This window comes from Nanobdella aerobiophila (assembly GCF_023169545.1).
Lineage (GTDB): Archaea > Nanobdellota > Nanobdellia > Nanobdellales > Nanobdellaceae > Nanobdella > Nanobdella aerobiophila.
Window position 1 is genome coordinate 90,720 of sequence record NZ_AP019769.1, and the last position, 26,071, is coordinate 116,790.

Below are 26,071 nucleotides of genomic sequence, written 5' to 3' on the forward strand. Positions count from 1 at the left end.
ATTATATCTTAGTATGTAAATATATAAGTGTTAATATTGATAATGTAACGATAACTCCATGAATTACACCTAAACTTAGTGCAAGATTTGGTAAGCTAAATATTGGTAATAAGAAAGAATTCATTCCTGGAGCAATACCAAATATTTCATTTTCTAATAATTCGCCAGATACCAATTGGAATATTAATAAAATACCTAAAGTTATTCCTATAGATTTTTTCAATATATTAGTATTTTTTCTATTAAAAAAATAATGTATACCTAGAAAGAAAAATATAAATGATATAATTATTCTTGTATGTAAGAGATACATTAGATAGCTATCATAAAATAAATATAAAACGCCAAAAAATATCTGTAAATTATATAAAAATAATAGTATAATGCTATAAAATGATACAAATTTATTTTTTAATTTTTTATATATTAAATAAAATATTATATACTCATATATTGATATAAAAATCATTGATAAAGATATATATTTATAATATGGGTCATTTATATTTGGATGTTTTATATAAAATAATGATAAAATAATTGAATATATTAGCTGTATAAATATTATAATTTGAGTTGCATATATAATTATTTTTTTATAATTATTTATTTTATTTAATTTTGATAAATCTATACCATTGTTTTTATTTAGATAATTATATAAAAATATAGGTATTAATGTTATTAATATTAAAAATTCAAATAAATACTCTGCTATATCTGTCTTATAAAATAAATAAGCTATATTTATAACTATTTGTGGTAATATAACATCAACATCAGTTCCAATTACATTTATTACAGTATTTATAAATAATAGGATAATAAAATAAGATAATAAGAATATATAAATTATTAATTGTTTTTTTGATATCTTTAGATTATTTATTATTAATGATTGTCCAATAAAATACGCTAATAGATAAAAGAAAATATATAAATAAAATAATTCTGCTATAAAATTATGGAATGTATTTATTGAAAAAATTTCTAAAGGAAATAATAGATATATAATTTTATAATTATTATAAGTTGTTTTTGTATACTTTAGTAATAATAAAAGTATTGGTATATAAATTATACCAAATATAATATTAAATATGTTTATACCAAATAATATATAATTTTTATTCCATATCTTAATAAAAGAAAATGATAATAATATTATTAGATAATAAAAAATAAATTTTTTATTATTGTCTACCATGTATCTAGCACTCCAACCAGATATCCGCCCAAGTTTAGTTTAGGAATTGGCAAATAAAAATAATATGTATATAAATTTTGGTTTTTTGGTATTGGATATCCTAATGATATGCTATTTCCTTGCCCATTATATAAATATGCATTTAATTCATATACATTACCATTGCTTGTTGTACAGAATACTCTTGGCATTGCGATTCCATTAGATCCAGGATGTGGATCCCAATATGCTGCAGATATAATTATATATGGATTATTTGGATCTCTATTAATTATTGCCCATTTTGTTATATTAAATTCATATAATCCTGCGCTATTCTCATTTTGATTTATTTGATATACTAAAGGACATTGTTTTCCAACTATTATACCACTTACATTTTCTATATTTTGAAATACTCCTACAGGACATGTTAAGATGCCTCCATTTGTTGTAGATACTGTACAATATGGTGCTGCAGCTAAAAATATATAATCGGGCTGTCCGGTTGAATTTAAATAAGATATATATAATCTTATAACTTCATGCCAAGGGTAATCTATATATACATCCTGACAAGATGGCGGTATATATACTTTTCCTCTATAAAATGAACCGACTATCGAAGAACCAGAATTTATTAGACCAAGATCCTGCGCTAGTTGCGTTATATCTGTTGCAGTTTTATATATTGGTGGGTTTGGATAATAATATCCTTCGCCACTATATGCTCCGCCTACAACAATATATTGTCCATAAAAGAAAGATGGTAATGTATAGTTTGGTGCTACTGGAACCATCCAACCATCATCAAGATCTTGAAATAATTCCCAATTACCATTCTGGCAAAATACAGATGCGTTTGTAAAATCCTCTCCAGGAAATAAGGTTGATAATGATGTACAGAATCCACTAATTTCAGCTTCAGAGGTACAAAAATATGGGCCATATAATCCTCCCAAGCCCCATGAACCACAAGAATTATCTTCATGAAATGGTGCAGTTGCATTTACCCAACCAGCACCATGTATATTTTCATATTCTGCTCCTTGATAAGCATATGATACGGAATATTCAGGAGAATATACAGTTTCAGTATAATCATTAATATAACTAGTATTGTAATTCCATTGATACCATTGAACTCCATTTGTATTATTTGGTGGATTTATTTCACAAGAGTCCCAATCATATATATTTCCAGTAACTAAAAACATTTGAACGATCCATCCTGTTATAGATGGTAAATAATATATTGTTAAATTCCAGTTATTACCATATATACTATCGAAATAATTATATAGATCCTGAGTTATATTTGTACATGTGTTATCATTTATACAATATTCATTATTTTCTGATGTAGATAAATAAGATAATAAAAATGAGTATGATTGATTTACGCTATCATTATTAATATATGATAATAAATCTACACTATTTTGAATAGTCAATGAATATTGATTTTCTGGTATATATTTATTTGTTATATTATTATATGTTATTATAAAATATAAAATAAAAGATAAAACTATTATTCCAGTTATAACTATAATTATTATATAATTTACTTGGCTTTTCATTTTATATAATATAATATTATTATTAATAAGCCTATAATTATTATAATTACCGATAATATTGGTAATATATTATACTCATTATTATTATACTCCGTTTTAGTCAAATTTTCTTCATTATTTAAATATATATTATTTATAGAACTATTAGTCATTATCTGACTTGTCTGGTTATTATATATACATGTAAATACTCCATAACAATTTACTTCTATATTGTTTGGAGGTGGGCATTCTTTTAAAAATTCATTATATAATTTTTGTAAAGAATAATTATATGGGCATCTATACCAATCTCCATTAAAACTTTCATTTTCTGGGCAATAACCACATGATTGCTCTATATATAATGCAGAATATATATTATTATATTCCGTAGAATTATAATTTCCAGGTATATATGGAGGGTTAAAACATGGATATGGAACTTCTGAACAGGATTGAACAATCCATGGTGTATCTGAACAGCTTACTATATTATTACATGCAGATAATATAGGATATACATCTTGATATGAGCTTTCTGGAACTAATGCTAAAGGATCTATCTCTGTTCCATTAGGATAAATACATAAGAACTGAGTTATTGTTGTATTATCTATGGTTAAATTTTGTATTATGGAACTTAGATTATAGTGATAGCAGAAATTATATTTTTCAGGAACCTGTCCATAATAATAATTAAATGCATTAAATGTATTACCATCTACTATACAATATTCTCCAGTTGAGTTCGCATAAAATACTCCACCTCCATATTGGCAAAATACTGCTACAGGATTTTTTAATGAATATATATTATATACAAATAATAATGAAATTAAAAAAATTATAATATTACGATATATATGTGACATTGTTTATAGAAATAATATAATAAGGAAGGCTTTGGCCGTATGGTGTTGAATTATAAGGAACATATATATATCCATTATTCATCCAATATACTCCTCCACAGTTATATCCACTTCCAAGTACTTTTTGTACATAATAATTACAAAAATTTTGGTTTAAAAATAACTGACTGCACGATTGTATAGATATCATATTATTTGGTATAAGAAGTGGTGTTGTATCATAATAATTTGTTGTATTATATACTACTATGATGCATGCGGATTGTTGCCCCCATTCGTTTTGTATTATCCAACAACCAGGCTGATTATATTCTTCTTGGCATATATTTGAATTATCATTAAATCCTACTAATAATGTTGCATGTCCCGTTGCTTCTAGATAATAACTAGTATCTTGATTGGATAGACCACCTAAAAATCCACTTATACTTAATGGACCATAACATAGTAAATCTTGTTTTATTTGTTGGGTGCTTAAATCTCCTGATGGTGGCAGGGCTGCTAATTGTCCTCCTGGTCCTATAGCCTCTTCACTATCTAAAAATCCTGAAGCAAGATATTGTTCAGAATCTGGTACATAAATATTATTATTTGGTATACTATATGACTGTCCGCATACATCTCCTGGATAATTAGAAATATTTGTACTGCAGTCTGCCAGTTCTTGATAATATGTATTATAATTATTATCTGTTCCTATACCATATTCTTCTGAAAATTGTATTCCTTGATATGGTAATCCACCTAAACAACCCATTACATCTTGGCAGTATCCTGGAGAATTTGGATTACCAACATTGCAGTTAACTGCAATTTCTGTTGGTGAAAGATACAAACTTAAATTTGGTAAATTATTATATATCATATAATTTGAGGCAATTGCATATGCAGCGCTCCATGCCCAGCAATCACCGCATGTACCTTGATTTCCAATGGGGGGTAAGTAACTATCTCCATTTACATCACCCCAGTTCCAAGAAGTTTGTCCTGTATAATTATATAAACAATCATTGCTTGATATTATATTATTTGAATTATTGGAATTAATTATCATATTATACGTATTATTATCTATTAAATATTCAGATTCATTATAATTATTTGTTATATATATATGATTATTTGATTTTATAAAGTATATTTCATTTGGATATAATAAGTAATTTATTTCAGAATTATTATTATATAAGGATATATTATAATTATTAAATGTTATTGAATAATTATTGTTGTTATAATTTAATACTATTGAATTATTGGCATAATATATTATTACATCATTTGGAACACTTAATCTTATAAAATAGTTGCCTTGAAATGTGGTTATTGTATTTTCCAAATTTTGTATATTTTGGACAAAATTTTGAAATTCTATATTTTGTTGTGATGTCTTTAAATTATAAATATATATATAATATATACCTATTGCTAGTCCAACTATTACTAATATTATTCCTACATTCAATAAATTGATTTGAACTCTCTTCATAAATAGTTTTTTTATTAGTTTTATAATTTATATATTTTATGTAGATGAATATATCTCTATTGAGTTTGGATTATTTTTATATATTGTTATTTCTATATTTTCTACATTATTATTTAGGTTAGCGTATTTATATAATGTATTATTATATGATATAGTACCTTCTATTATTATATTACAACTTGAATTGTATTTTATATATTGATTATATATATAACAGGTTACTTCATTTCCATTAGATGATATATAATTTAGGTATTTTGATATTTGAAAATTTGTTGTTATACTGGTTCCATTGTTAGCATTACATACTTCTTCAATAGAATTAAATAAATTTTGGCACTGATTTATTTGATTTGATACAAGATAGATTTCATTATTCATATAGCTAAATTTTAAATATAAGTACATTGAAATTCCAAATCCAATTACAGTTGCAATAAGCCAGAACCATTTTTCCATTTTTATAAAAAATATTTATCTATATATAAAAATTATTGTAATGATAAATATACATAATTTATATTTGAATTAATTAATATATAGTCACCTTGTTTTATATAATAATTACAATTTTGAATCTGTACATTAGGATCTATACTTAATACATTATCTATTAATTGAGAACATGAAAAAGAATTTGTTCCATTATAATATACTAAATAACATAATCCATTTTCTTTTTTATTATAACAAGAAATTATATCTAAAGATAATGTGTCTATAGATTGAACATTAGTTTCAACTACCGTGCTTGTACTATTAGGATGCGGAAGTGCAGTATTTATATAAGATACTAGATTACTTTTTATCATTAAGATTATACCAACGATTACTACTACTGCAATTATTCCTATAATTATTATAAATGTTAAATTTACGGGCATTTCTTGACCTTTCATTGCCATAATATTATATTTGTATTATTATAAATTATAAATATACTTTGATATGGTGTAAAATTTAATTGATTATTTTCGTAATGAAATAATAAATTATTTGTATTAAAATTACTATATCTATTTAATATATATAATATATTTGTGGAATTAATGGATAAATTTTCATCAATATATACATCATAACAAACATTAAATAGGTTGTTTGTATTTATATTTTTATTATAGCAACTAATCACTAATCCAGCAATTGCATTTTCTATATAATCTTCTGTTTGGTTATTAAATTCTATGGTTTGCGTTTCTGGGTAGTATTTTAAACATGATGGAGAAAATGAGTCTGTGGATACTATACTTTCGCAATAATATTGTTTAGAGTTTAGAAAAAATTTATCATATATTATATATAAAAATATACTTATAGAGATTATTGCTACAATAATAATAAATGCCTGATCTATAGCAATATCATTTTTCATATATAACTTATATTTCCTTCATATATATATATTATTCTATTTCCTTCTGGAATTAGTAAATTATTTATTGTACAGTTTTGAGTTAAATATACTTTTATTTCTATTGTTTTATAATAGCTTTGGTTATATAAATTATTTAGTTCTTGGCAATTTATAGATCTTATATTATTATTTGTATCATTTACTTTATATATATAATAAAAAGAAAAACTAGCTGCTGCAATAATTAAGATAAAAGATATTAATAGTTCATATTGAATATTTTGAGCTTTCATATTGATATATTTGTTGGTAAATAAGGCCCGAAAACAGAAAAAATTACTATAATACCAATTATTGAAAATACAGTATATATTATAGTTCCTAATAATAAATTTTTTCCTATATAATAATCTATCATTGTATTATCAAATCCATATTTTATTCCAGCAGTCATATATGATGTTATAATTATAAATTCTATGAAAAATATACCAATTATAGCTTCAAAATATGTTGGTGGTATTAAATTATATAAATTAAAAGTTTGTACTATTAATTGTTCTATCCCTGCAGAACCTGATATACCAATGGATTGATCAATTAGTTGGAAGAAGTATGCTAAAGCAAATAACATAGATATTATCCCATTATTAAAGACGGTTACTAGTGCAGATATAAATGGTATTAAATTTTTTGATGTAACATCTAACATACTTATTATTTCATTTAGAATCTTTCTTACATTATTTTTTATATTTATTACATTTTCTAGGTTATAGGAAATATTATATGTTATTTTTGATAATATCTCTGGACCTTTTGATATGGAATATATTATTAGTTGTAAACTTTCTCTTACTAGTTTTGATGGATAATAATTTATAGATCCATTATTAATATTGAATATAGAATTTATTAAGTCGAAACCTTTTCTCAAATTATATATTGTTATCTTTAGGAAATTCTCCATTACCCCACTAGACTTTATTATCTTATAATTTTGATATGTTTTTTGTATTACAATTTCCATTGGATAACCATCTTCTAATAATGAGGCAAATTCATAAGTTACTATTGGAAATTCATCTTCTATTTCTTCTATTTGTTGTATTTTTTTTACTTTCTGATATGAATTAAGATAGAAATATGATCCTATACCAAGACCCAATCCTAAAGGTATTGTTAAAACAGTTAATATATTGTATAGGGCTCTATCCTGATATATTATTGATAAATATTGGCTATCTCCTGGTGGTATATATAATAATTGAATTGCTAAATTTATTATATGATAGAATCCTATAATGGATATAGAAAGGAATATTAATGATATAAAGATTATTGGTAAATATTTACCATTTATCTTTATAGTTCCATTTCTTGGTAGGTCTTTTGATAATGATAAATCAGGTGTAGAAAAAGCAAAAGGGCTTTTAGACAATAAATTTTGGGCTATTAAGAATACTATTACTGGAAGAATAATTATATAACTAAATGCTATAAAGTAAAAACTTACTGTATTTAATATAAATATTGATAATAATGGTAGCATAATTAATGTTATCATTGGCATCATTACTAAAAATGATACAATTGCAGTTGTTGGCTCTTTTAAATTTTCTACATATTCTTCTGATCTTTGTAAGGATTTTTTTAATGTCCATTCTAATATCCTATCAACTAATTTATTTATATCATCTATAGAACTTTTATAGTTTATATTAATTAAATGGGTGATTGCATATACAAATTCAGGATTTATATAATACCATCTATATTGATAATATTCCAAAGCATCTTCTATTTTATTAAATCTGTTTGTTTCTAAGTCATATATTATTTTTTTAAAATCATCTGCTAATATCCCATTCATATAATATGCTACATATTGTATTGCTTTTTCTAAATTTGGATTTCTTTTAATATATAATGATAAATACAATAAGATCCAGACAGATTCAGAAGTTGCTTTAATCTTTACTATCTGAGTATAAAATATTGGATAATATATAAGATAAAAATTTAATATTAATAATGATATAAATAAAGAAAATGCGAATTGAAATGATATGATACTAAATATAAAATAAGTTATTATAGAAATTATAAATAAAGATATATTTGATGATAATATATTATTAGGATTTGTATTTAGCCTATTTAACCATAAATGAAATTTATAAAAATCATATATCTTCTTTGGAGCCTTTATTTTTATTATTATAAATTTATTATAAAAATTTTCAAAAAAAGACATACTTATACGCTATTCAATTCATTATACTGGAAATCTAATAATGCTTGGCATAAAGGTGTCTGATCTTGATTTATATTTATTGATGGGCATATTCCATTTACATATATTTCTCCATTTTGTACAATTATGCTTAGATTTCCTGCGCAATAATTTTGATTATAGTAATTTACTACATTTATTAAAGCTCCGAACACCTGGTTAGTTATCCAGGTTGGTATATTTCCATTACATGTAGATGGACCTGGATATAATATTGTGGAAGGTTGAGATATATATAATTCTACATTTCCATTTGAGACATTTATTTCTGTAGATGATGCATATTGACCAAATACATATTTTGTTGCTTGATTTGCATTATAATCTAGTGTATTTATATAATATTGACATTCTATATACATACAATCTAGAGGAGTTATGGAATATCCTTGATAACTACATGATTGACCATTATTAGAATTTCCATATAACTGATTTACTATTGTACATGGTACAGAATTTTCACATAAGTAATATCCAGGACTATTTTCAGTGTATCCATTTCCTATACTTACATATTGGCTACAATAATCTATAGGATTAGAACATGCACTAGTGCATGTTGATACAGCCTGTTGAATTTCAGTATTTGATATAGTTCCAATTTTTGATGCTTGTTGAGTAAATAATTTTATTACTATTACTGCTACCACTAACATAATTAATATTACGAATATAAGTTCCACTGCCATGTCAATACCTCTTTTTTTCATATAAATTAACAATTCTTTATAATTTATAAATATTTAATTATTATGTATAGATCTTTATCTTCTTTTAATAAATTTATGATATCCCTTTTAATATCTATAGAACTTTTATTTGAATATATTGCTAATGTTCTATCATCTATAAAATTACTTTTCCTTATAATAATACTGTTTTCTGATTTAAAACTTAAATTTTTTGACCCATATGCAATAATTTTATCAATTAAATTATCTACTTTTATTATTATCTTTATCTTTCCTTCTGATAATAAATATTCTTTCAAATCTTCCGGAATTTCACTTGCCGAAAAATTCGCATTTATACCTATAATGCAATCACCTCTCTCTGTTAAAAAATCGTCTTTTGTAACCTCTAGAGTGGATTTGTGGGTTGCCTTTATTAATCTATTTCCTTTTGCTTTTATTTCAAATTTCATTTAAGTAATCTAAAATTCCTTTAACTAGATTTTTATTTAAATATTTTTCAAATCCTTCAAACTGGAATATATTATGTATGTCAATTAAATAATAAGTATTTTCTTTTAATAATAGATCAAAAGCAAATATCTGTAGATCCATTTTTTCAGAAATTTTATATGATATTTCTTCTATTTCTTTATCAATTTTATATTCTTTTCCTCTACCGCCCTGGCTTATATTTGCTTTATAAGATTCGTTATTTATTCTTTGCATGGCACCGAAAGGTTTTCCTATGAAAATTACTCTTATGTCTTTTTCATAAGGTATATATTCTTGAAAAATTAGATGTTTTATATCCCTTTTATTTTCCAAATATTCGTCTAAAAAGTTATATAATTCTTCTTCATTATTTATCTTAAATACGAATTCACCCCTATGAATGAATTGATGTTTTACCATTATTGGAAAACTTAGCTTTTCGAGGATGAATCTTATGTTTTTCACTGAATATATTTTATAAAATTTCGGTATCTTTATATATTTTCTTAATTTATCATAAAAAAATGTTTTACTTGCTATTTGGTTATTTATATGTAGTTTATTTATGACATTTTTTCCATTATCATTTAAATAATTTGCTAAAATATTGGAATCATATGTGAATGTCATTCCAAGATAGAAATAAAAATTATCATATTCTAATATCTTTGTATTTTCATAAGGATATACTAGGTATTTATATGCCTCTACTATATCTATATTATTGTAACCACTTATTTCATCGTAAAATCTTTTTATTCTATAATCTTCTAAATTTTGTCTTATAAGAATCGCTATTTTTTTCATTTTTTATTTACTATGTAAAAAAGATATAAGCTTTTTTATGAATAAAGTTATATGGCTTCTTCTAAGAATAGTCGAAAGTCTCATAAAAAATCCGTTCCTAAAAAAACAAGAGATCTAAATGAAGTAGATATATCAAAACATTATTTGGTACCAAAACACGAAAAGATAGATGAGCAAGAGAAGCAAGAATTATTAAGGAATTATAATATAAAGCTATCTGATTTACCAAGAATAAAAATTTCTGATCCAGCTATAAGAAAATTAGAAGTTAAACCAGGGGATGTTATAAAGATTATTAGAGATTCACCTACTGCCGGAGAGAGTATATATTATAGGGTTGTGATTGAGGATTAAACTTATAAAAACGTATTATAAAATGAATAATGTGGATAAAAATAAAGACAAGTATATACTTTTATATAAATACCTTGATGAAAACCAATTGCTGAACATACATCTCAGATCCTTCGAGTATTTCGCGGATGTAGAAATGACAGAGATAGGGAAAAAGTTGGGCGTATTCTCTCCAAGGATATTGCCTTCTGGTTTAAGAGATCTACAATTTAAGATAGATAAGATATGGTTGAGTAAGGCAGATTTTATGGAAAAAGAAGGAGTTCCAAGGTTAATATATCCAAATGAAGCATTAATTAGGAATATAACCTATTCTGGAATGGTTTATATGGAATTTTCAGTATTTGAGAATGAATCGTATAAGACTAAATACCAGGTTAGTATTGGAAGGTTACCAATCATGATAAGATCAAAATATTGTAATACATATGGATTATCTGAAGAAGAATTAATAAAATTAGGTGAAGATCCTACAGACAGAGGTGGATATTTTATAATAAATGGTAGTGAAAAAGTTATAATATTATCAGAAGAATTATCTACAAATAGATTTTATGTCCAAGAAGCTAATAGTCCAGTAAAATATAGTGGATATTTACTATCGGAAGCTGTTACATTACAATCTTCACATAGGATGGAATTAATGAAAGATGGAATATTATATATCTCATTTGAAAGATATAAAAGAATACCATTAATTCCATTAATAAAGGCTTTAGGATTATCAAAAGATTCGGAAATTGCACAATTGATAAATGAGGATGACAATTTTGAAGAGACATTTATTAATCTATTGGAATATCAAGATATGAATGAAATAGATGATAATATTAGATTCTTAGCAGATAGATTGAGATTAACAGGTAATTTTGATGTAAAAAAAGAGAAATTATTGGGAATTTTAGATTCAAAATTATTACCTCATGTAGGTACTGAACCAAAAGATAGATTATGGAAGGCATATAATTTAGCTAAGATGGCGAGAAAAATATTATTATTAGCCCACGGAAAGATAAAAGAGGATATAAAAGATCACTTTTCTAATAAGGTAGTGAGGACTCCTGGAGAATTATTAAGAGAAATGTTCCTTATAACATTAAAAACAATAATGAATGATGCGATGTACCAATATGAGAGGTTAATCAGAAGGGGAAGAGTGCCTCCATATAATTCTATATTTAGATCAAAGATATTTAGTGAAAGATTTGAGTCTGCTATGGGTACTGGAAAATGGACTAGGAATAGAAATGGTATAGCTCAATCATTAGATAGAACAAATAAAATTGCTGTTTTATCCCATCTTACTAGAGTATTTTCGTCCATATCCGAAGAAGCAGAATTATTAGAAGCTAGAATGGTTCATGGTACTCATTGGGGAAGATTAGATTTAATTGAAACTCCAGAGGGTCATGAAACAGGATTAAGAAAGAATTTATCTTTATTGTCTAAGATTAGTTTTGAAGAAGTAGATAGAGATAATTTAATAAAGAGTTTGGAAAGTATAGGATTAAGGCCAATAGTTAAAAATATTTCTAAGTAAGTAAAATAAAATGTCTTACGAGGTTTATCTAGATAATATATTTATAGGATACGTGGAAGATTATGAAGATTTTATCAGAGATTTTAAAGAAAAAAGGAGATCAGGTATTATACCAGAATTTGTAAATATATCTTTAGATGAAGATAGGAAAATAGTAGAGATAAACACAAGAAAAGGCAGGATTTTAAGACCTTTAATTGTAGTAAAAGATAAAAAGCCATTATTAACTAAAGAAGATATTGAAAAATTATCTAGGGGAGAGCTGTCATGGTCAGATTTGGAAAAGATGGGTGTTATAGAATGGGTAGATCCCGAAGAAGAAGAAAATTTAAAGGTAGCGTTATATCCAGAGGATATAAAAGATGATACGACACATTTGGAAGTTTCTTCATTAATAATATTTGGTATAGCTACATCATTAAATCCTTTCTCTAATAAAAATCAGTCTGCAAGATTAAATAGAGGGGTTAGACCGTTAAAGCAATCTCATGCTATATATTCTTTAAATTACCATAATAGATTTGATACAGATATATCTATATTATATTATCCTCAGCAACCAATTGTAAGAACATTTTCTAATAAGATATTTCAAAAAGAGAATTTAATTGGTCAAAATGTAGTAGTAGCAGTTATGACTCAAGATGGATATAATATAGAAGATGCATTAATAATGAGTAAAAGTTCTATAGAAAGAGGAATATTTAGATCCGTATACTTTAGATCATATGAAGTAGAAAAATTGAGATACCCCGGTGGTCTGCAGGATGAAATAGGTATTCCGGATCCATCTATAGAACTATATAGGGGGAAAGATAAATATAAATATTTGGAAGAAGATGGTATTGTATCATTGGAATCTTATGTTTCTGCTGATGATGTTATTGTTGGTAGAACTTCTCCACCAAGGTTTTTAGGTCTGAGCTCTGAAAGTATAACTACTGGTTTAAGGAAGAAAGACTCTTCTTTAACGATGGGCGGTGGAGAAGAAGGATATGTAGATTCGGTTGTAGTTACAGAATCTCCTGATGGTAATACTTTAATAAAAATAAGAGTTAGAGATCTAAGAATACCAGAACTTGGTGATAAATTTACTGTAAGACATGGTCAAAAGGGCGTAATCGGAATGATTGTAGAGGGAACGGATGTACCATGGTCATCTTCTGGTATTAGACCTGATATAATATTTTCTCCAGCTGGTATTCCATCTAGGGAAACTTTTGGACTATTACTAGAATTATTAGGTGGTAAGGTAGGATCATTAAATGGCAGATATGTAGACGGTACTCCTTGGTATGGTGAAGATGAAGAAGAATTAAGGAAGGAGTTATTATCTTTAGGATTTAAAGATGATGGTACTGAAACCTTATATAATCCAATTACTGGAGATGAATTTAAAGCGAAAATATTTATAGGTAGCTTATATTACCTTAGATTAAAATATATGGCTAAAAATAAATTACAAGCAAGAGCTACAGGTCCAATAACGCTATTGACGAAACAACCAACTGAGGGAAAATCTAAAAAAGGTGGTTTGAGATTTAGTGAGATGGAAAATGAGGTACTTGCAGCTCATGGTTCTTCTATATTATTAAGAGAAATGTTCTCTTCTGATGATTCTGTAATATTTGTATGTGAATCCTGTGGTTCGCTAGCTACAGAAGATAATATAAGAAATAGATTATATTGTCCCGTTTGTGGTGAAACTGAAAAAATTTCTAAAGTAAAAGTTTCATATGGTTTTACTTTATTATTAAAAGAATTAATTTCTATAGGTATTTGGCCAAGATTAAAGCTTGATTATAAATTCTGATTATGGCGGATATATTTCCAAAAAGAATTTCTGAACTACAGTATTCTTTATTAAGTCCGGATACAATGAGAAAACTATCTGTTGCAAAAATAATAGTACCAGAATTATACGACGAAGATGGTACTCCGATAAGAGGAGGATTGATGGACTTACGATTAGGAGTAGTAGATCCAAGTTATGTATGTGAAACATGCGGAAAAACTGTAAATAAATGTCCAGGACACTTTGGTCATATAGAATTAGCAAGACCAGTAATACATCCGGAATTTATATCTACAGTTAAAGAGTTAGTAAATGTAGTTTGTCAAAATTGTGGGAGAGTAAAATTAACTAAACAAGAATATGATTTTGCAATTAAAAAAGTTGAAAGATATAGAAATAATAGAAATTGGAATTTAATGTATAAATTTATAATAAAATTTGTTTATTATAGATCTAAAAGAAGGAGTAAATGTCCTTATTGTTCATTTGAAAATAAGAAAATAGAATTTAGAAAGCCTTATAATTTTTATATTAAAGAGGAAAATTTAGAAAGAAAAGTATATCCTACAGAAATCAGGGCAATATTTGAAAAGATAAAGGATGAGGATTTATATATACTTGGTTTTCATCCTTCATTTTCTAGACCAGAATGGATGATATTAACAGTTTTACTAGTTCCACCTGTAACTATTAGACCTTCAATAGTACTGGAAACAGGTGAAAGATCAGAAGATGATCTAACTCATAAATTGGTAGATATTGTTAGAACTAATCAAAGGTTAAAAGAAACAATTACAACAGGTGCTCCTCAAGTAATTGTAGATGATTTATACAGTTTATTACAATACCATATTATTACTTACTTCAATAATACAATGCCAGGAATTCCTGTATCTGAATATAGATCTGGCAAGCCATTAAAATCTTTAGTTGAAAGAATTGTTGGTAAAGATGGCATAATAAGGCATGATTTATTGGGTAGAAGACTTAACTTTAGTTCTAGGGCTGTAATCTCACCTGATACAAAAATAAAATCGAATGAAGTTGGTGTCCCTATATATATTGCTAAGATGTTAACAATATCAGAGAAAGTAACTAAGTGGAATATAGAAAAGATGAAGGAATATATATTAAATGGTCCAAATAAATATCCAGGAGCTAATTATGTAGCTTCTCCAGATGGAAGAAAGAGGATTATTACTGAAGAAAATAAAGAAACTCTCGCTTCATTAATAGAGCCTGGATGGATCGTAGAAAGACATTTAATGGATGGTGATATTGTCCTATTTCTAAGATACCCATCATTACATAGATTATCAATGATGGCTCATTATGTTAAAGTATTGCCTGGAAATACATTTAGGATAAGTCCTACAGTAGTCAAACCATATAATGCAGATTTTGATGGAGATGAAATGAATTTATTTGTTCCAAGAAGCGAAGAATCAAGAGCAGAAGCCGAATTATTAGTAGAAATATCAAATAATTTTATATCTCCAAGACATGGTAATTTCGTAGCAGGTATGACTCAAGAAATGATCACGGGATTATATTTGATAACTCAAGATGATGTAAAATTATCATTTGGTTTAGCATCTGAACTAGTCTATATATCTAATGCAGGAGAAGAAGACTTGAAAAAATTATCAAGATTTATAGAAAATGCTAAAAAAGAAGGAAGGGATTATCTAACAGGTAAAGAGGTAGCATCAGTATTTTTACCGGATGACTTTACAATGCAATCGGATAAAATAGATATAAGAAATGGTTTAATAGTTGGAGGATCATTAGATTCTAGTCTCACAAAAGCAGAAAAAGGGAAATTATTTGTAGTATTATATAATTTATATGGAAAAGAATATCTTGCATCCCTACTAGAAAAATATAGTTTACTAGGTATATATTATCAATATATATTAGGATTAACATTAGCAATTTCAGATTTCGATATATCAGAAGAAGGTAAGAAAGAGATAGAAGAGAATATTAAAAAGACCAAAGAAAGCATAGATAAACTATATAATAGCTTTAGAAATGGAACCTTGGAGAGAGTTAGAGGGAAATCATTATTAGAAACATATGAATTAGTTTCAATGCAGCAGATAGCATCTAGTATATCTTCCATACAAGATATATTAAGGAGAGATATGAAAAAGGATACTGGTACTTATATCATGTCTATTACTGGTGCAAGAGGAGATTGGGATAATGCTGTTAGAATGGCTGGATCATTGGGTTTTCAGGCTTTTAGAGGTAAATTCGTAAATTTTGGTTATAAAGGAAGAAATTTAAGTATATTTGAAAAAGATAAATATCATCCACTATATTATGGATGGGTAATTAGTAGTTATAGAGAAGGATTAAAACCTTGGGAAATGTTTTTCCATGCATTGCCCGGTAGAGATGCACTTATGGATACTGCTATAAGGACTGCTCAGGCAGGATATTTCTATAGGAGGTTAGTTTTAAGTCTATATGATATACATGTAAATTCAGATCTATCTATAAAGGATTCATATGGAAGAATTGTACAGTTTTTATATGGAGACGATGCGATTGCAGTGCATAAATCTATAAGCGGAACTTTAGATGTGAAATTATTGGCCCAAATTTTAAAAACTTCAAAAGAAAATATAGGAGATGGATCTACCAAAAAGGATAAAAGAAGAAGTAGAAAAAAGTAATAATAAAGAATTATATAGCTTAGTAGAAAATTTTTATAATAAGATGAAAATAGATCCTGGAGAACCAATAGGTATTATCACAGCACAGTCTATAGGAGAGCCAACAACTCAGATGATATTAAGGTCTTTCCATTTCGTAGGTATTGCTCAGTCACAAGCTTCTTTAGGTCTGCCAAGATTAGTAGAAATAACAGATGCTAGAAAAAAGATGAAAGGTAGATATATGATTATAAGATTATTAGATGAATACAAAAATGATATAAAAGTTGCAGAAGATGTTGCTAAAAAATTAAAGGAATTATTACTAGAGGATTTAATACAGGAGGTTTCTATTGATATATTTGAGAATAAGATTATAATAGAATTAGATGAAAATAAAATGAATATGGAGGATATAAACAAAACAGAACTGATAAAGTTATTAAAGAAGAGATTAAAAAGATATACAGTAAACTCAGATAACAATATTGTGGAAGTTATTTTGAAGAAAGGGAAACCAAGTGAATTATATTTATTAAAAGACAATATTAAAAAAATGCTAATAAAAGGAATAAAAGGAATAAAAGATGTAACTATTTCTCAGGAAAATAATGAATATATATTATATGCTATTGGGTCTAATCTACAGGAGGTTATGAAAATACCTGAAGTAGATTATACGAAAGTTTATACGAATGATATAAAAGAAATAGAAAAAATATTAGGTATTGAAGCTGCTAGAAATGCTATATTTAATGAGATAAAGAAATTATATAATGATCAAGGATTAAATGTAGATAATAGGCATTTTATGCTATTAGCAGATGTATTGACATGGTATGGATCATATTTAGGAATAAATAGATATGGTTTACATGCGGAAAAGGATTCTGTATTATCAAAGGCAGCTTTTGAGACACCAATACCTATATTTATGAGAGCATCAATGATGGGAGAATCTGATCCTGTATTATCTAGTATAGATAATATTATAATAAATCAGCCAATATTCTTAGGAACTGGTCTATATAATATATTTTATCAGGCTCCTAAAAATAAAGAATAAAAATATTTTTTGTAATTCTATTTAGATGGTCAGTTTTGATGATATAAGAAGAGGGTTAAATGATATAAATAATAAAATAATTATAGGTACTGAAGAAACTATAAAGATGATAAAAAATAATAAAATAGAAAAGGTCTTTTTAGCTAAAAATGTACCAGAAGACACAAAGAAGGATATAGAATACTACTCGAAATTGTCGAATTTTGAAATAGAATATCTAAACTATACAAATGAAGAGATTGGTATTCTATTGAAAAAGCCATTTAAAATTTCCGTTATATCTATAATAAATGGGTAATGGTTTATATGCTGCAAAGAAATTAATAGAAAATAGGAAAAAATTTAGATGGAGTAAAAAAGATTGGAAAAAGAGAGTATTAAGATTAAAAGAAAAATATGATCCTTTTGAAGGATCTCCAATGGCATCTGGAATTGTACTAGAAAAGGTTCAAATTGAAAAAAGACAGCCATATTCTGGTATGATAAAATGTATAAGGGTTCAATTAAAGAAAAATGGTAAGGTAATTACTGCATTTGCTCCTGGAGATAAGGCTATAAAATATATAGACGAGCATGATGAAGTATTATTAGTCGGTATAGGAGGACCAAAAGGTAGAACTATTGGTTCGATTCCAGGAGTTAGATATAAGGTTGTTCTAGTTAATGGACAACCATTAAGATTATTAAGATCTGGTAAAATAGAAAAAGCAAGAAGGTAAAGTTTATATATGTTTTTTATAGTATTATCTTATGGTAATTGATCTTTTGGTTAGTGTAGGATATTATATTGTTTTTATAATATTATCCGTAGTAATTGGATTTTTTATTGGCTGGATAGTATATATGATATTAAGTATGTATATTGGCAAATATATTGGAAAACTATACCAGGGTTTATCAGAAACATTCAGTAGTATTCCAAAAGTAGATATAGGTAAGGTATTATCATATTTAATAGCAATAGTAGTTGGTATATACGTATTTAATTCCGTATTTAATTTATTACCAAGTATATTAACTACTACAGAATATAGTTATATATCTTCTTTAATTAGTGTGATTAATTTGGTAGCAAGTTATCTATTATCAATAGTTATAGTATTCTTTATAATAATTGTTGGTCTAGTATTTGCAGTATTAATTACTTCATATCTCTATCTATTAATAAGGGGGTATAATGAGGATATAGCTACATTATTAAGATTATTGTTATTTATCGGATTTGTGTGGGTTGTTACAGTATATTCATTAAATTTACTTGGATTGACAAATACTTTATTTAAAAATATAATGGGAGTATTTGTAATATTATCTATTGCATTTATTATAATGAGATATATAACAAATAATATTGAAGAAAATGATTATTATAATAAGATAAAGCCATTTGTACAATTATTTATATATTCTATATTTATTATAAGTTCCCTATCTATACTAACAGTTGGTTACTCTACAGCATCTGCATCGGTTGAATATGTATTTGCTTTAGGATTTGTGATTTTATTTGTGCTTTTGTTAATACCGCAACTATATAGAGTAATAAAGGAAGAGAAATAGATTTTTAAATTATTTTTTGATAATTTTATCAATGGTAGATATTAATGATTTAAAATTTCTTGGAAGATGGAAATATGAAATTGAATTAGAAGATGATACACTAAAAGCTTTTATGAATACTAGAGCATGGGTTGTTCCGAAAACAGGTGGTAGGTATCAAAATAAAAGATTTGGAAGGAGAAATATACCAATAATAGAGAGATTTATCGGTAGAATGATGACTCCAGGTCATTTTGGTAGTAAGCATAGATTCACTTCTTATTATGCTTCCGGAGAGTATTATAAAAATTTAAGTATATTAGTAAAAGTATTTGAAATAATAGAAAATGAAACAAAGCAAAATCCAATAAAAATCTTGGTAAAAGCGATTGAAAATGCTGCTCCAAGAGAAGAAATAACTAATATAGAAATGGGTGGATCTAGATATCCAAAAGCTGTAGATATATCACCCTTAAGGAGAATAGATCTAGCTATAAGATTTATAATATGGGGAGCATATCATAATTCTAGAAATAAAAAAGATATGGTTAGTGCTCTTTCTAGAGAAATAATACTAGCATATAAAAATTCTACAGATTCCTATGCCATCCAAAAGAAATTAGAGCTGGAGAGACTAGCTTCTTCTTCTAGATAGTTTTTTAAATATATAATATCAATTTTAATTTTATGCCTGAGCGGAGTCTGGTTCCAAAAAAAGTATTTTTTACTAAAGGTATAGGGGTAGCAGATGATGAATTATTAAGTTTTGAACTTGCATTAAGAAATGCTAAAATAGAGAAATTTAATTTAGTTCCTGTATCTAGTATTGCGCCTCCAAGAATAGAGATAGTAGATATTGATGAAGGTTTAAAATATCTAAATCCTGGACAGGTTGTATTTACAGTATTATCAAGATTTAGTTCTAATATAAATAATAAAGAAATATATTCTTCGGTTGGCGTTGCATTACCAAAGAATAAAGATTATAATGGCTATTTTACCGAATATCATGGATATTATACTGGTAGGGAAGACAATTATGCAAAGAATAAAGCAAGATTTATGCTAGAAACAGCCTTTAATATTGATATTGATAGTAACTTTGAAATATTTAATAAGTCAATAGTGGAGGATTATACTACTGTTATATCCGCTGCTGTATTTATTTTTTAGAAATATTTATATAATTTTAATAATAGTATTTTATTTATGTTTCCTGTATATGATATAGATAGAGCTGTCTTTGCATCTTCACTTGCTGTTCATATTATAATATCATCATTAAGTATAGGTATGCCATTTGCATTGGGTACTATAGAACTGTACGGAGTATTAAAAAAAGATTCTAAAATAAATTATCTAGTAAAAAGGTTGAGTACTATTATTTTAGCTTTATTTGCAATTGGTACCTTATCTGGAACTATAGTAGCTGTAGAAATGGCAACTTTATTTCCAAAATTTATGCAAATAATATCAAATACTGCTATAATATCTTTATATATAGAAGTAGGTGCATTTTTTATAGAATCTTTATTCTTAGGTTTATATCTATATTCTTGGAAGAAGTATGGAAATTCAATATGGCATCCAATATTTATGTATTTAGTAGGATTCTTTGCTGCAATGTCTGGAGTATTAATAATAACATTAAACTCTTTTATGAATTATCCTGTAGGGGTACAATATATTAATGGACAAATAATTGATACAGATCCTTATGCAATATTTTTTACACCTATACAATTTATTGAAACAGGTCATGGAGTTTTAGCATCATTAACATTTGGAGTTTCTTTTTTTATTGCTATAATAGCATATCATATATTAAGAGAAAAAGATCTAAATAAAATAGATATATACGGAAAAATTATGAAAATAGTCACTCCAATATTTTTTATATCAATATTAGTTACAGGATTATATGGAATAAGTTCTATAGATACTTTATCTGTATATCAACCAACTAAGTATGCAGTCTTAGAAGCAAATGTTAATGGAAATATCTCGCATGCTTCTGAAAATCTGTTTGGATTTATTAGTCCTAATTATACATTAGAAAATTATATATCAGTACCAGATTTACAAAGTTTATTATTACATGAGCATTTTAATCCAAATACTGTTGTTCCAGGTATTTTACCAAATGAATCTAATATAGCATCTCCTGCTGATATTACTGTATCACATAATTCTTTTGATATTATGGCAATTCTAGGTTTTATAATATTCCTAGGAGCTGGATATATGCTATTATCTCAAATATTATCTAGAAAAGATAATAATAAAGATAAAAAATTTACATTAAATCCTAGATATACATTTTATTTGAATAAATTAATATTGTATGCTTCTATAATATTAGCTTTATTTTCTATTATAGCTGTAGAAACAGGATGGATAGCTGCAGAAGTAGGTAGACAGCCATGGACAATATATAATATATTATTAACAAAGGATGCAGCGAATCTTAATCCCAGTGTTGTTCCAGTAGCAATTACATTTCAGATAATATATATTATATTATTCTTTTCAACATTATGGGCCATAAAGAAATATTTCATTGATAGATTAGAATGATAAATTATTTATTATATTTTTTTGTATTATTGGGCGCAATTATAGCAACTATAATATTATTTTTATGGTTGGAACTTGGATTATCTTGTTCTTATTTTATTAATAAGGATTTATTTAAGAAATATGAAAATTTGTTTTTATCATCATGGGAGATTACTGGAACTACAATTGTATTTTTAGTTGTACAATTTGAAGCAATAGCTCCTAATCTGTTAATTCCGGTTGCTTATTCTTTTTATATATTTATATTTTTAATATTATTTTTCTTTATATTTAGGAATATAAATATAGGAATATTTGAAGGATTAACATTTAAGAATAAATATAATAAAAGTAGTTTAATAATTTATACAATAGCAACTTTATTTTTAGGAATAATAATGATTACATTGGTAAGTGCAGGTATTACTGGTATAGGTATAATAGGATTATCGGGTAATATAATAAATTGGAATATATATATTATATTTAATTATTTTAATTTATTATTATTGATATCTACAATCTTATCTTCTCTTGGATTTTTAGGATATATATTTGGAATAGACAGTTATAAAAGATATTCTATAATAGGTTATATATTATTTATTATTGATCTAGCCTTATTTACTAGATCTATATATGTTTATTACTTAATTATTCCTTTAGTATTATTTATATTAATGTTACTTGTTAAGGTTAGAATATATATACAAAGAATAATATATGTATTATCACATTACTTTACTTCCATTATTGTAAGTATAATGATATTTCCTTATCTATTTAAAATTATTAATATACAAAATATAATTACTCAAAGTAATATATTATTATCTGCAGAATTTGTAGTGTCCATATTTATTATAGTTGCAATATTTTCTATATATTTATTTGAGATAAAATCTATATTAGATTAAGAATCGAATACTTTTTTATATATTTCTTTTAATTGGTTGGGTACGACATGAGTATATATTTGAGTTATGGATAAAGAACTATGACCTAATAATTCTTGTATATATCTTATATCTATTCCCCTAGATAATAATGTTGTTGCTAATGAATGTCTTAATACATGTGGAGTAACTTTTTTATTTATTCCTGCTTTTATTGCTGTTCTTTTGATAATTCTCTCTACCTGTCTTGATGATAGTGGAAATATTATATTGGAATCTAAATCTTCTATATAATCTTTTATTCTATTTAATAACTCCTTTGGTATGGGTACTATTCTTTCTTTGCCCCCTTTTCCTAGAACTTTTACTAATCCCTCTTCAAATATTATATCATCTTTCTTTATTTTTACTAGTTCAGAAACTCTAACACCAGTATAGAATAAAAATTCAATTATTAGTCTATTCCTATAACTTTCGGCAGCATTGATTAGCCTTTGAAATTCTTCTAATGTTATAAATTTTGGTAATCTTTTATCTACTTTTGGGGCTTTAATTTGTTTAGCCAGATTTTCATTATCCAGAAACCTTAATAAAGATGCTATACCCCTAATATATAATCTTAATGAGTTAGAATCTAGTTTTTTATTTATCTTTTCATCTGCTAAAAATCTAAATATTAAATTTTTATCTATATATGTATTTATGGTAAATTGATCTATATCATTTAAATTTAAATACTTTTTTATAAAATTTAGGAAGGTTTTTACAATTATATTATATGTTTTTATTGTATTTTTTGATTTTCCTTGGATCTCCAACCAAACTTTGTATTGTTCTAATATGCTCTCCATACAAAACTAAGAAACTTTATGATATAAAAATTTTAAATCAAAAATTTTAATATCCCTACTTGGCATGCACTGGGGATAATATGAACTAGTTCCTCACAGTAGGGTATAAAAATGATGTAGTTGGCTTGAAACTGACTGGATGATGAAGACGACTGCTCTGATTATAAAATTTTATGATTGATATCTTTTTTATTTTCCAATACTTTAGATAAATTTTAATATCATTAAGATTATTTTATCAATATACTACCTCTCCATCAAAAAGCACCGCAATATATGTAAATTTCCTCTATAAATATATAGACTGATATTATAAAAATATTTCTATGAAGGCCATCTATTTTTATTATTTTTCAACACCTGGTAATATTTATTCTAATACGGTCTATAATATACCTCGATCTAATATATAAAATTTAAAAATAGAGTAATAAATTCTTTCCATAATTTTATATCTACTAATTTTTTGATATATTTATATCTTTTTGCATTACCAAAAATATTTTATTAATTAATTAGTTTTAAAGAGGAATCTTCAAAAAATTATTGTATATTTAATTTTTGCTTTAATTTATTTGCTATATTATATGTTCTTGATAATATGAATCTTACATTATCTTTTGATATTACACCCAGATTTAATGATAATTTTATACTATTTTTGTATGTATTCTCTAATAATATATTGATATTTTCCTTAGTTGGATATCCTATATTAATAGACAATCCTAATGAGTACTTAAATGCCAGATTTAGTTCTTCTAAATATTTTTCTAATGGAGTAGATAGTACTTCTTGATTATATAATACTTTTCCATCATAGAATAATAATAATCTTACTTTTACTGGAATTGGTGTTATATTGAACTTCTGTAGTAATGAAGCTAGACCTTCATCTACTTTAGTTCCTTTTTTTGCTACTATACAATCTTCTGCGATCGCTATCTTTCCATTCTCTACTTTTGTTTTTATATTATACTTCTTTAATTCTGTTAATACAGGACCTGGTGTTAAATTTGTTGGTCCGGCTTTTATCATTACATCATCTTCTAATATATCTCCTATCCTAGCTGCCCTATAGGATCTATTTTCTTCTAATATTTTATTTAGTATAAATGGATTTATTTCTTTACTTGGTATTATCAATAATATTGTTATTTTTTTATTTTCTTCTAATTCTTTTATTAAACTTTCTAAATTTTTATCATTTAGATTTTTTAATGTCCTTATAAATAGGTTTTTTCTTACAGTTTTTAAATAGAATCCTTGTGATTTTAAATTTTTTCGAATTTTTTGTAATGCACTTGTAGGTGTCTCTACTAGATTTGCTATTGCTAGTAAATGATTTTTGCTTAAAATATTATACAAATTTTCTACATACTCTAATTTTTGTTTAGCTACCATTGTGATACTTTTATTGATTTACTCATTGTTTGCTTTAAATATATACTTTTAATACTATTTTTACCTCCGGGTATTCTATTAATTAAAAAGCCTATTACAGCATTTATATTCTCCTTTATATCATCTGGGGACATATCCTCGCTTCCTACTATTATACCAAATGTAATATGGTTCTTTATTGTGATCCTTACCATCTTTTGCATCTTTTCATATAGATTTTTTAAAAATTCTGGAGTTATATTATCTGGAAATATCATTCCATATTTTGGATTTGGCATCTTATTTCTTGCAGCTAAATACCTTCCTAAGAATTTACCTACATCGGGCATAACAGAAGATTGGGCAACAAATATATAATATTTTTTAGCTATTTTCTTTATTTCTCTTTTATTTTGACCTAAATCCTTAATATTATCTTTAACTAAGACAAAGTCGAATATTTCTTTAGCAGATTTTTCTAATTCTGGGCCTACGATTGCTGCTATCTTTGATTTCTTTCCTTTTCCTTTTGGCAATTCAAAATATTCTGTAAATTTATTTTCGGCTTTATTTAGATCATAACTTTTCTTTAGATTTATTATTAACTCTATGGTTTGTTTAAAATTTCTTTTTTTGGATTTTTGTATCATTGCTTCTATCTCTTTAGCATCCATAAAAAAGAGA

27 protein-coding genes are annotated in these 26,071 nt (G+C 25.7%); 12 read left to right on the forward strand and 15 right to left on the reverse strand.

Annotated elements, in window-relative coordinates:
* Position 1 precedes the first annotated feature (1 nt).
* Genes MJ2HA_RS00525 through MJ2HA_RS00580 form a run of 12 tightly spaced genes read right to left on the reverse strand, consistent with a single transcriptional unit; the run spans position 2 to position 10,741 of the window.
* The gene (locus MJ2HA_RS00525; protein WP_258393320.1) at positions 2-1,207 is read right to left on the reverse strand and encodes a hypothetical protein; all 1,206 of its coding nucleotides are present in this window, start codon (positions 1,205-1,207) and stop codon (positions 2-4) included.
* Positions 1,201-2,769 (reverse strand): hypothetical protein, encoded by a 1,569-nt coding sequence (locus tag MJ2HA_RS00530; RefSeq protein WP_258393321.1) that lies wholly within the window; start codon positions 2,767-2,769, stop codon positions 1,201-1,203. The genes MJ2HA_RS00525 and MJ2HA_RS00530 overlap by 7 nt, the downstream gene beginning before the upstream one ends.
* Entirely contained in the window at positions 2,766-3,623 is an 858-nt protein-coding gene (locus tag MJ2HA_RS00535) for a hypothetical protein (RefSeq protein WP_258393322.1), read from the reverse strand. Before MJ2HA_RS00535 ends, MJ2HA_RS00530 begins: the two co-directional genes overlap by 4 nt.
* A complete protein-coding gene (locus MJ2HA_RS00540) occupies positions 3,604-5,112 on the reverse strand; it encodes a C1 family peptidase (RefSeq protein ID WP_258393323.1) in 1,509 nt (502 codons plus the stop codon). The genes MJ2HA_RS00535 and MJ2HA_RS00540 overlap by 20 nt, the downstream gene beginning before the upstream one ends.
* A 36-nt stretch (positions 5,113-5,148) precedes the next feature.
* Positions 5,149-5,571, reverse strand: a complete 423-nt coding sequence (locus MJ2HA_RS00545; RefSeq protein ID WP_258393324.1) for a hypothetical protein — start codon at positions 5,569-5,571, stop codon at positions 5,149-5,151.
* A gap of 32 nt (positions 5,572-5,603) precedes the next feature.
* The gene (locus MJ2HA_RS00550) at positions 5,604-6,011 is read right to left on the reverse strand and encodes a hypothetical protein (RefSeq protein WP_258393325.1); all 408 of its coding nucleotides are present in this window, start codon (positions 6,009-6,011) and stop codon (positions 5,604-5,606) included.
* Complete coding sequence (locus MJ2HA_RS00555; RefSeq protein WP_258393326.1) at positions 6,008-6,487, reverse strand: hypothetical protein; 480 nt, start codon at positions 6,485-6,487, stop codon at positions 6,008-6,010. Before MJ2HA_RS00555 ends, MJ2HA_RS00550 begins: the two co-directional genes overlap by 4 nt.
* Positions 6,484-6,762, reverse strand: a complete 279-nt coding sequence (locus MJ2HA_RS00560) for a hypothetical protein (protein WP_258393327.1) — start codon at positions 6,760-6,762, stop codon at positions 6,484-6,486. The genes MJ2HA_RS00555 and MJ2HA_RS00560 overlap by 4 nt, the downstream gene beginning before the upstream one ends.
* Positions 6,759-8,726 carry a hypothetical protein gene (locus MJ2HA_RS00565; protein WP_258393328.1) on the reverse strand — a complete coding sequence of 656 codons (1,968 nt, stop codon included), beginning with the start codon at positions 8,724-8,726 and terminating at the stop codon, positions 6,759-6,761. Before MJ2HA_RS00565 ends, MJ2HA_RS00560 begins: the two co-directional genes overlap by 4 nt.
* Before the next feature lie 2 nt (positions 8,727-8,728).
* Positions 8,729-9,478, reverse strand: coding sequence for a hypothetical protein (locus tag MJ2HA_RS00570; protein ID WP_258393329.1), 750 nt, complete (start codon positions 9,476-9,478; stop codon positions 8,729-8,731).
* Between the two features lie 23 nt (positions 9,479-9,501).
* Positions 9,502-9,912, reverse strand: a complete 411-nt coding sequence (locus tag MJ2HA_RS00575; protein WP_258393330.1) for a DUF371 domain-containing protein — start codon at positions 9,910-9,912, stop codon at positions 9,502-9,504.
* Entirely contained in the window at positions 9,902-10,741 is an 840-nt protein-coding gene (locus MJ2HA_RS00580; protein WP_258393331.1) for an ATP-grasp domain-containing protein, read from the reverse strand. The genes MJ2HA_RS00575 and MJ2HA_RS00580 overlap by 11 nt, the downstream gene beginning before the upstream one ends.
* Positions 10,742-10,792: 51 nt before the next feature.
* Between MJ2HA_RS00580 and MJ2HA_RS00585 the strand changes: the two genes are divergently transcribed.
* The 12 genes from MJ2HA_RS00585 to MJ2HA_RS00640 are packed head-to-tail and all read left to right on the forward strand — an operon-like array spanning position 10,793 to position 23,174.
* Positions 10,793-11,095 carry a DNA-directed RNA polymerase subunit H gene (locus MJ2HA_RS00585; RefSeq protein ID WP_258393332.1) on the forward strand — a complete coding sequence of 101 codons (303 nt, stop codon included), beginning with the start codon at positions 10,793-10,795 and terminating at the stop codon, positions 11,093-11,095.
* A 22-nt stretch (positions 11,096-11,117) separates the two neighbouring features.
* The gene (locus MJ2HA_RS00590; protein WP_258393333.1) at positions 11,118-12,635 is read left to right on the forward strand and encodes a DNA-directed RNA polymerase subunit B''; all 1,518 of its coding nucleotides are present in this window, start codon (positions 11,118-11,120) and stop codon (positions 12,633-12,635) included.
* 10 nt (positions 12,636-12,645) lie between these two features.
* Positions 12,646-14,448, forward strand: a complete 1,803-nt coding sequence (locus tag MJ2HA_RS00595; protein WP_258393334.1) for a DNA-directed RNA polymerase subunit beta — start codon at positions 12,646-12,648, stop codon at positions 14,446-14,448.
* A 2-nt stretch (positions 14,449-14,450) separates the two neighbouring features.
* The gene (locus tag MJ2HA_RS00600; protein ID WP_258393335.1) at positions 14,451-17,114 is read left to right on the forward strand and encodes a DNA-directed RNA polymerase subunit A'; all 2,664 of its coding nucleotides are present in this window, start codon (positions 14,451-14,453) and stop codon (positions 17,112-17,114) included.
* Positions 17,071-18,159 (forward strand): DNA-directed RNA polymerase subunit A'', encoded by a 1,089-nt coding sequence (locus tag MJ2HA_RS00605; RefSeq protein WP_258393336.1) that lies wholly within the window; start codon positions 17,071-17,073, stop codon positions 18,157-18,159. The genes MJ2HA_RS00600 and MJ2HA_RS00605 overlap by 44 nt, the downstream gene beginning before the upstream one ends.
* Before the next feature lie 25 nt (positions 18,160-18,184).
* Positions 18,185-18,457 carry a ribosomal L7Ae/L30e/S12e/Gadd45 family protein gene (locus tag MJ2HA_RS00610; protein WP_258393337.1) on the forward strand — a complete coding sequence of 91 codons (273 nt, stop codon included), beginning with the start codon at positions 18,185-18,187 and terminating at the stop codon, positions 18,455-18,457.
* Positions 18,450-18,878, forward strand: a complete 429-nt coding sequence (locus MJ2HA_RS00615) for a 30S ribosomal protein S12 (protein ID WP_258393338.1) — start codon at positions 18,450-18,452, stop codon at positions 18,876-18,878. The genes MJ2HA_RS00610 and MJ2HA_RS00615 overlap by 8 nt, the downstream gene beginning before the upstream one ends.
* Positions 18,879-18,909: 31 nt before the next feature.
* Entirely contained in the window at positions 18,910-19,719 is an 810-nt protein-coding gene (locus tag MJ2HA_RS00620) for a hypothetical protein (protein ID WP_258393339.1), read from the forward strand.
* Positions 19,720-19,750: 31 nt separating this feature from the next.
* Positions 19,751-20,353 (forward strand): uS7 family ribosomal protein, encoded by a 603-nt coding sequence (locus tag MJ2HA_RS00625; RefSeq protein ID WP_258393340.1) that lies wholly within the window; start codon positions 19,751-19,753, stop codon positions 20,351-20,353.
* Between the two features lie 32 nt (positions 20,354-20,385).
* A complete protein-coding gene (locus MJ2HA_RS00630; RefSeq protein ID WP_258393341.1) occupies positions 20,386-20,871 on the forward strand; it encodes a pyruvoyl-dependent arginine decarboxylase in 486 nt (161 codons plus the stop codon).
* 36 nt (positions 20,872-20,907) lie between these two features.
* The gene (locus tag MJ2HA_RS00635; RefSeq protein WP_258393342.1) at positions 20,908-22,275 is read left to right on the forward strand and encodes a cytochrome ubiquinol oxidase subunit I; all 1,368 of its coding nucleotides are present in this window, start codon (positions 20,908-20,910) and stop codon (positions 22,273-22,275) included.
* Positions 22,272-23,174: a hypothetical protein gene (locus MJ2HA_RS00640; RefSeq protein WP_258393343.1), complete on the forward strand. Its 903-nt coding sequence runs from the start codon at positions 22,272-22,274 to the stop codon at positions 23,172-23,174. Before MJ2HA_RS00635 ends, MJ2HA_RS00640 begins: the two co-directional genes overlap by 4 nt.
* On the opposite strand, the gene xerA is transcribed toward MJ2HA_RS00640, so the two are convergent.
* The 3 genes from xerA to MJ2HA_RS00655 form a co-directional block, all read right to left on the reverse strand.
* Positions 23,171-24,004 carry a site-specific tyrosine recombinase/integron integrase gene (gene xerA / locus MJ2HA_RS00645; RefSeq protein ID WP_258393344.1) on the reverse strand — a complete coding sequence of 278 codons (834 nt, stop codon included), beginning with the start codon at positions 24,002-24,004 and terminating at the stop codon, positions 23,171-23,173. The genes MJ2HA_RS00640 and xerA overlap by 4 nt on opposite strands.
* 543 nt (positions 24,005-24,547) lie before the next feature.
* Positions 24,548-25,408 (reverse strand): 50S ribosomal protein L10, encoded by an 861-nt coding sequence (gene rplJ, locus MJ2HA_RS00650; protein WP_258393345.1) that lies wholly within the window; start codon positions 25,406-25,408, stop codon positions 24,548-24,550.
* A complete protein-coding gene (locus tag MJ2HA_RS00655) occupies positions 25,402-26,061 on the reverse strand; it encodes a 50S ribosomal protein L1 (protein ID WP_258393346.1) in 660 nt (219 codons plus the stop codon). The genes rplJ and MJ2HA_RS00655 overlap by 7 nt, the downstream gene beginning before the upstream one ends.
* Between the last annotated feature and the right edge of the window lie 10 nt (positions 26,062-26,071).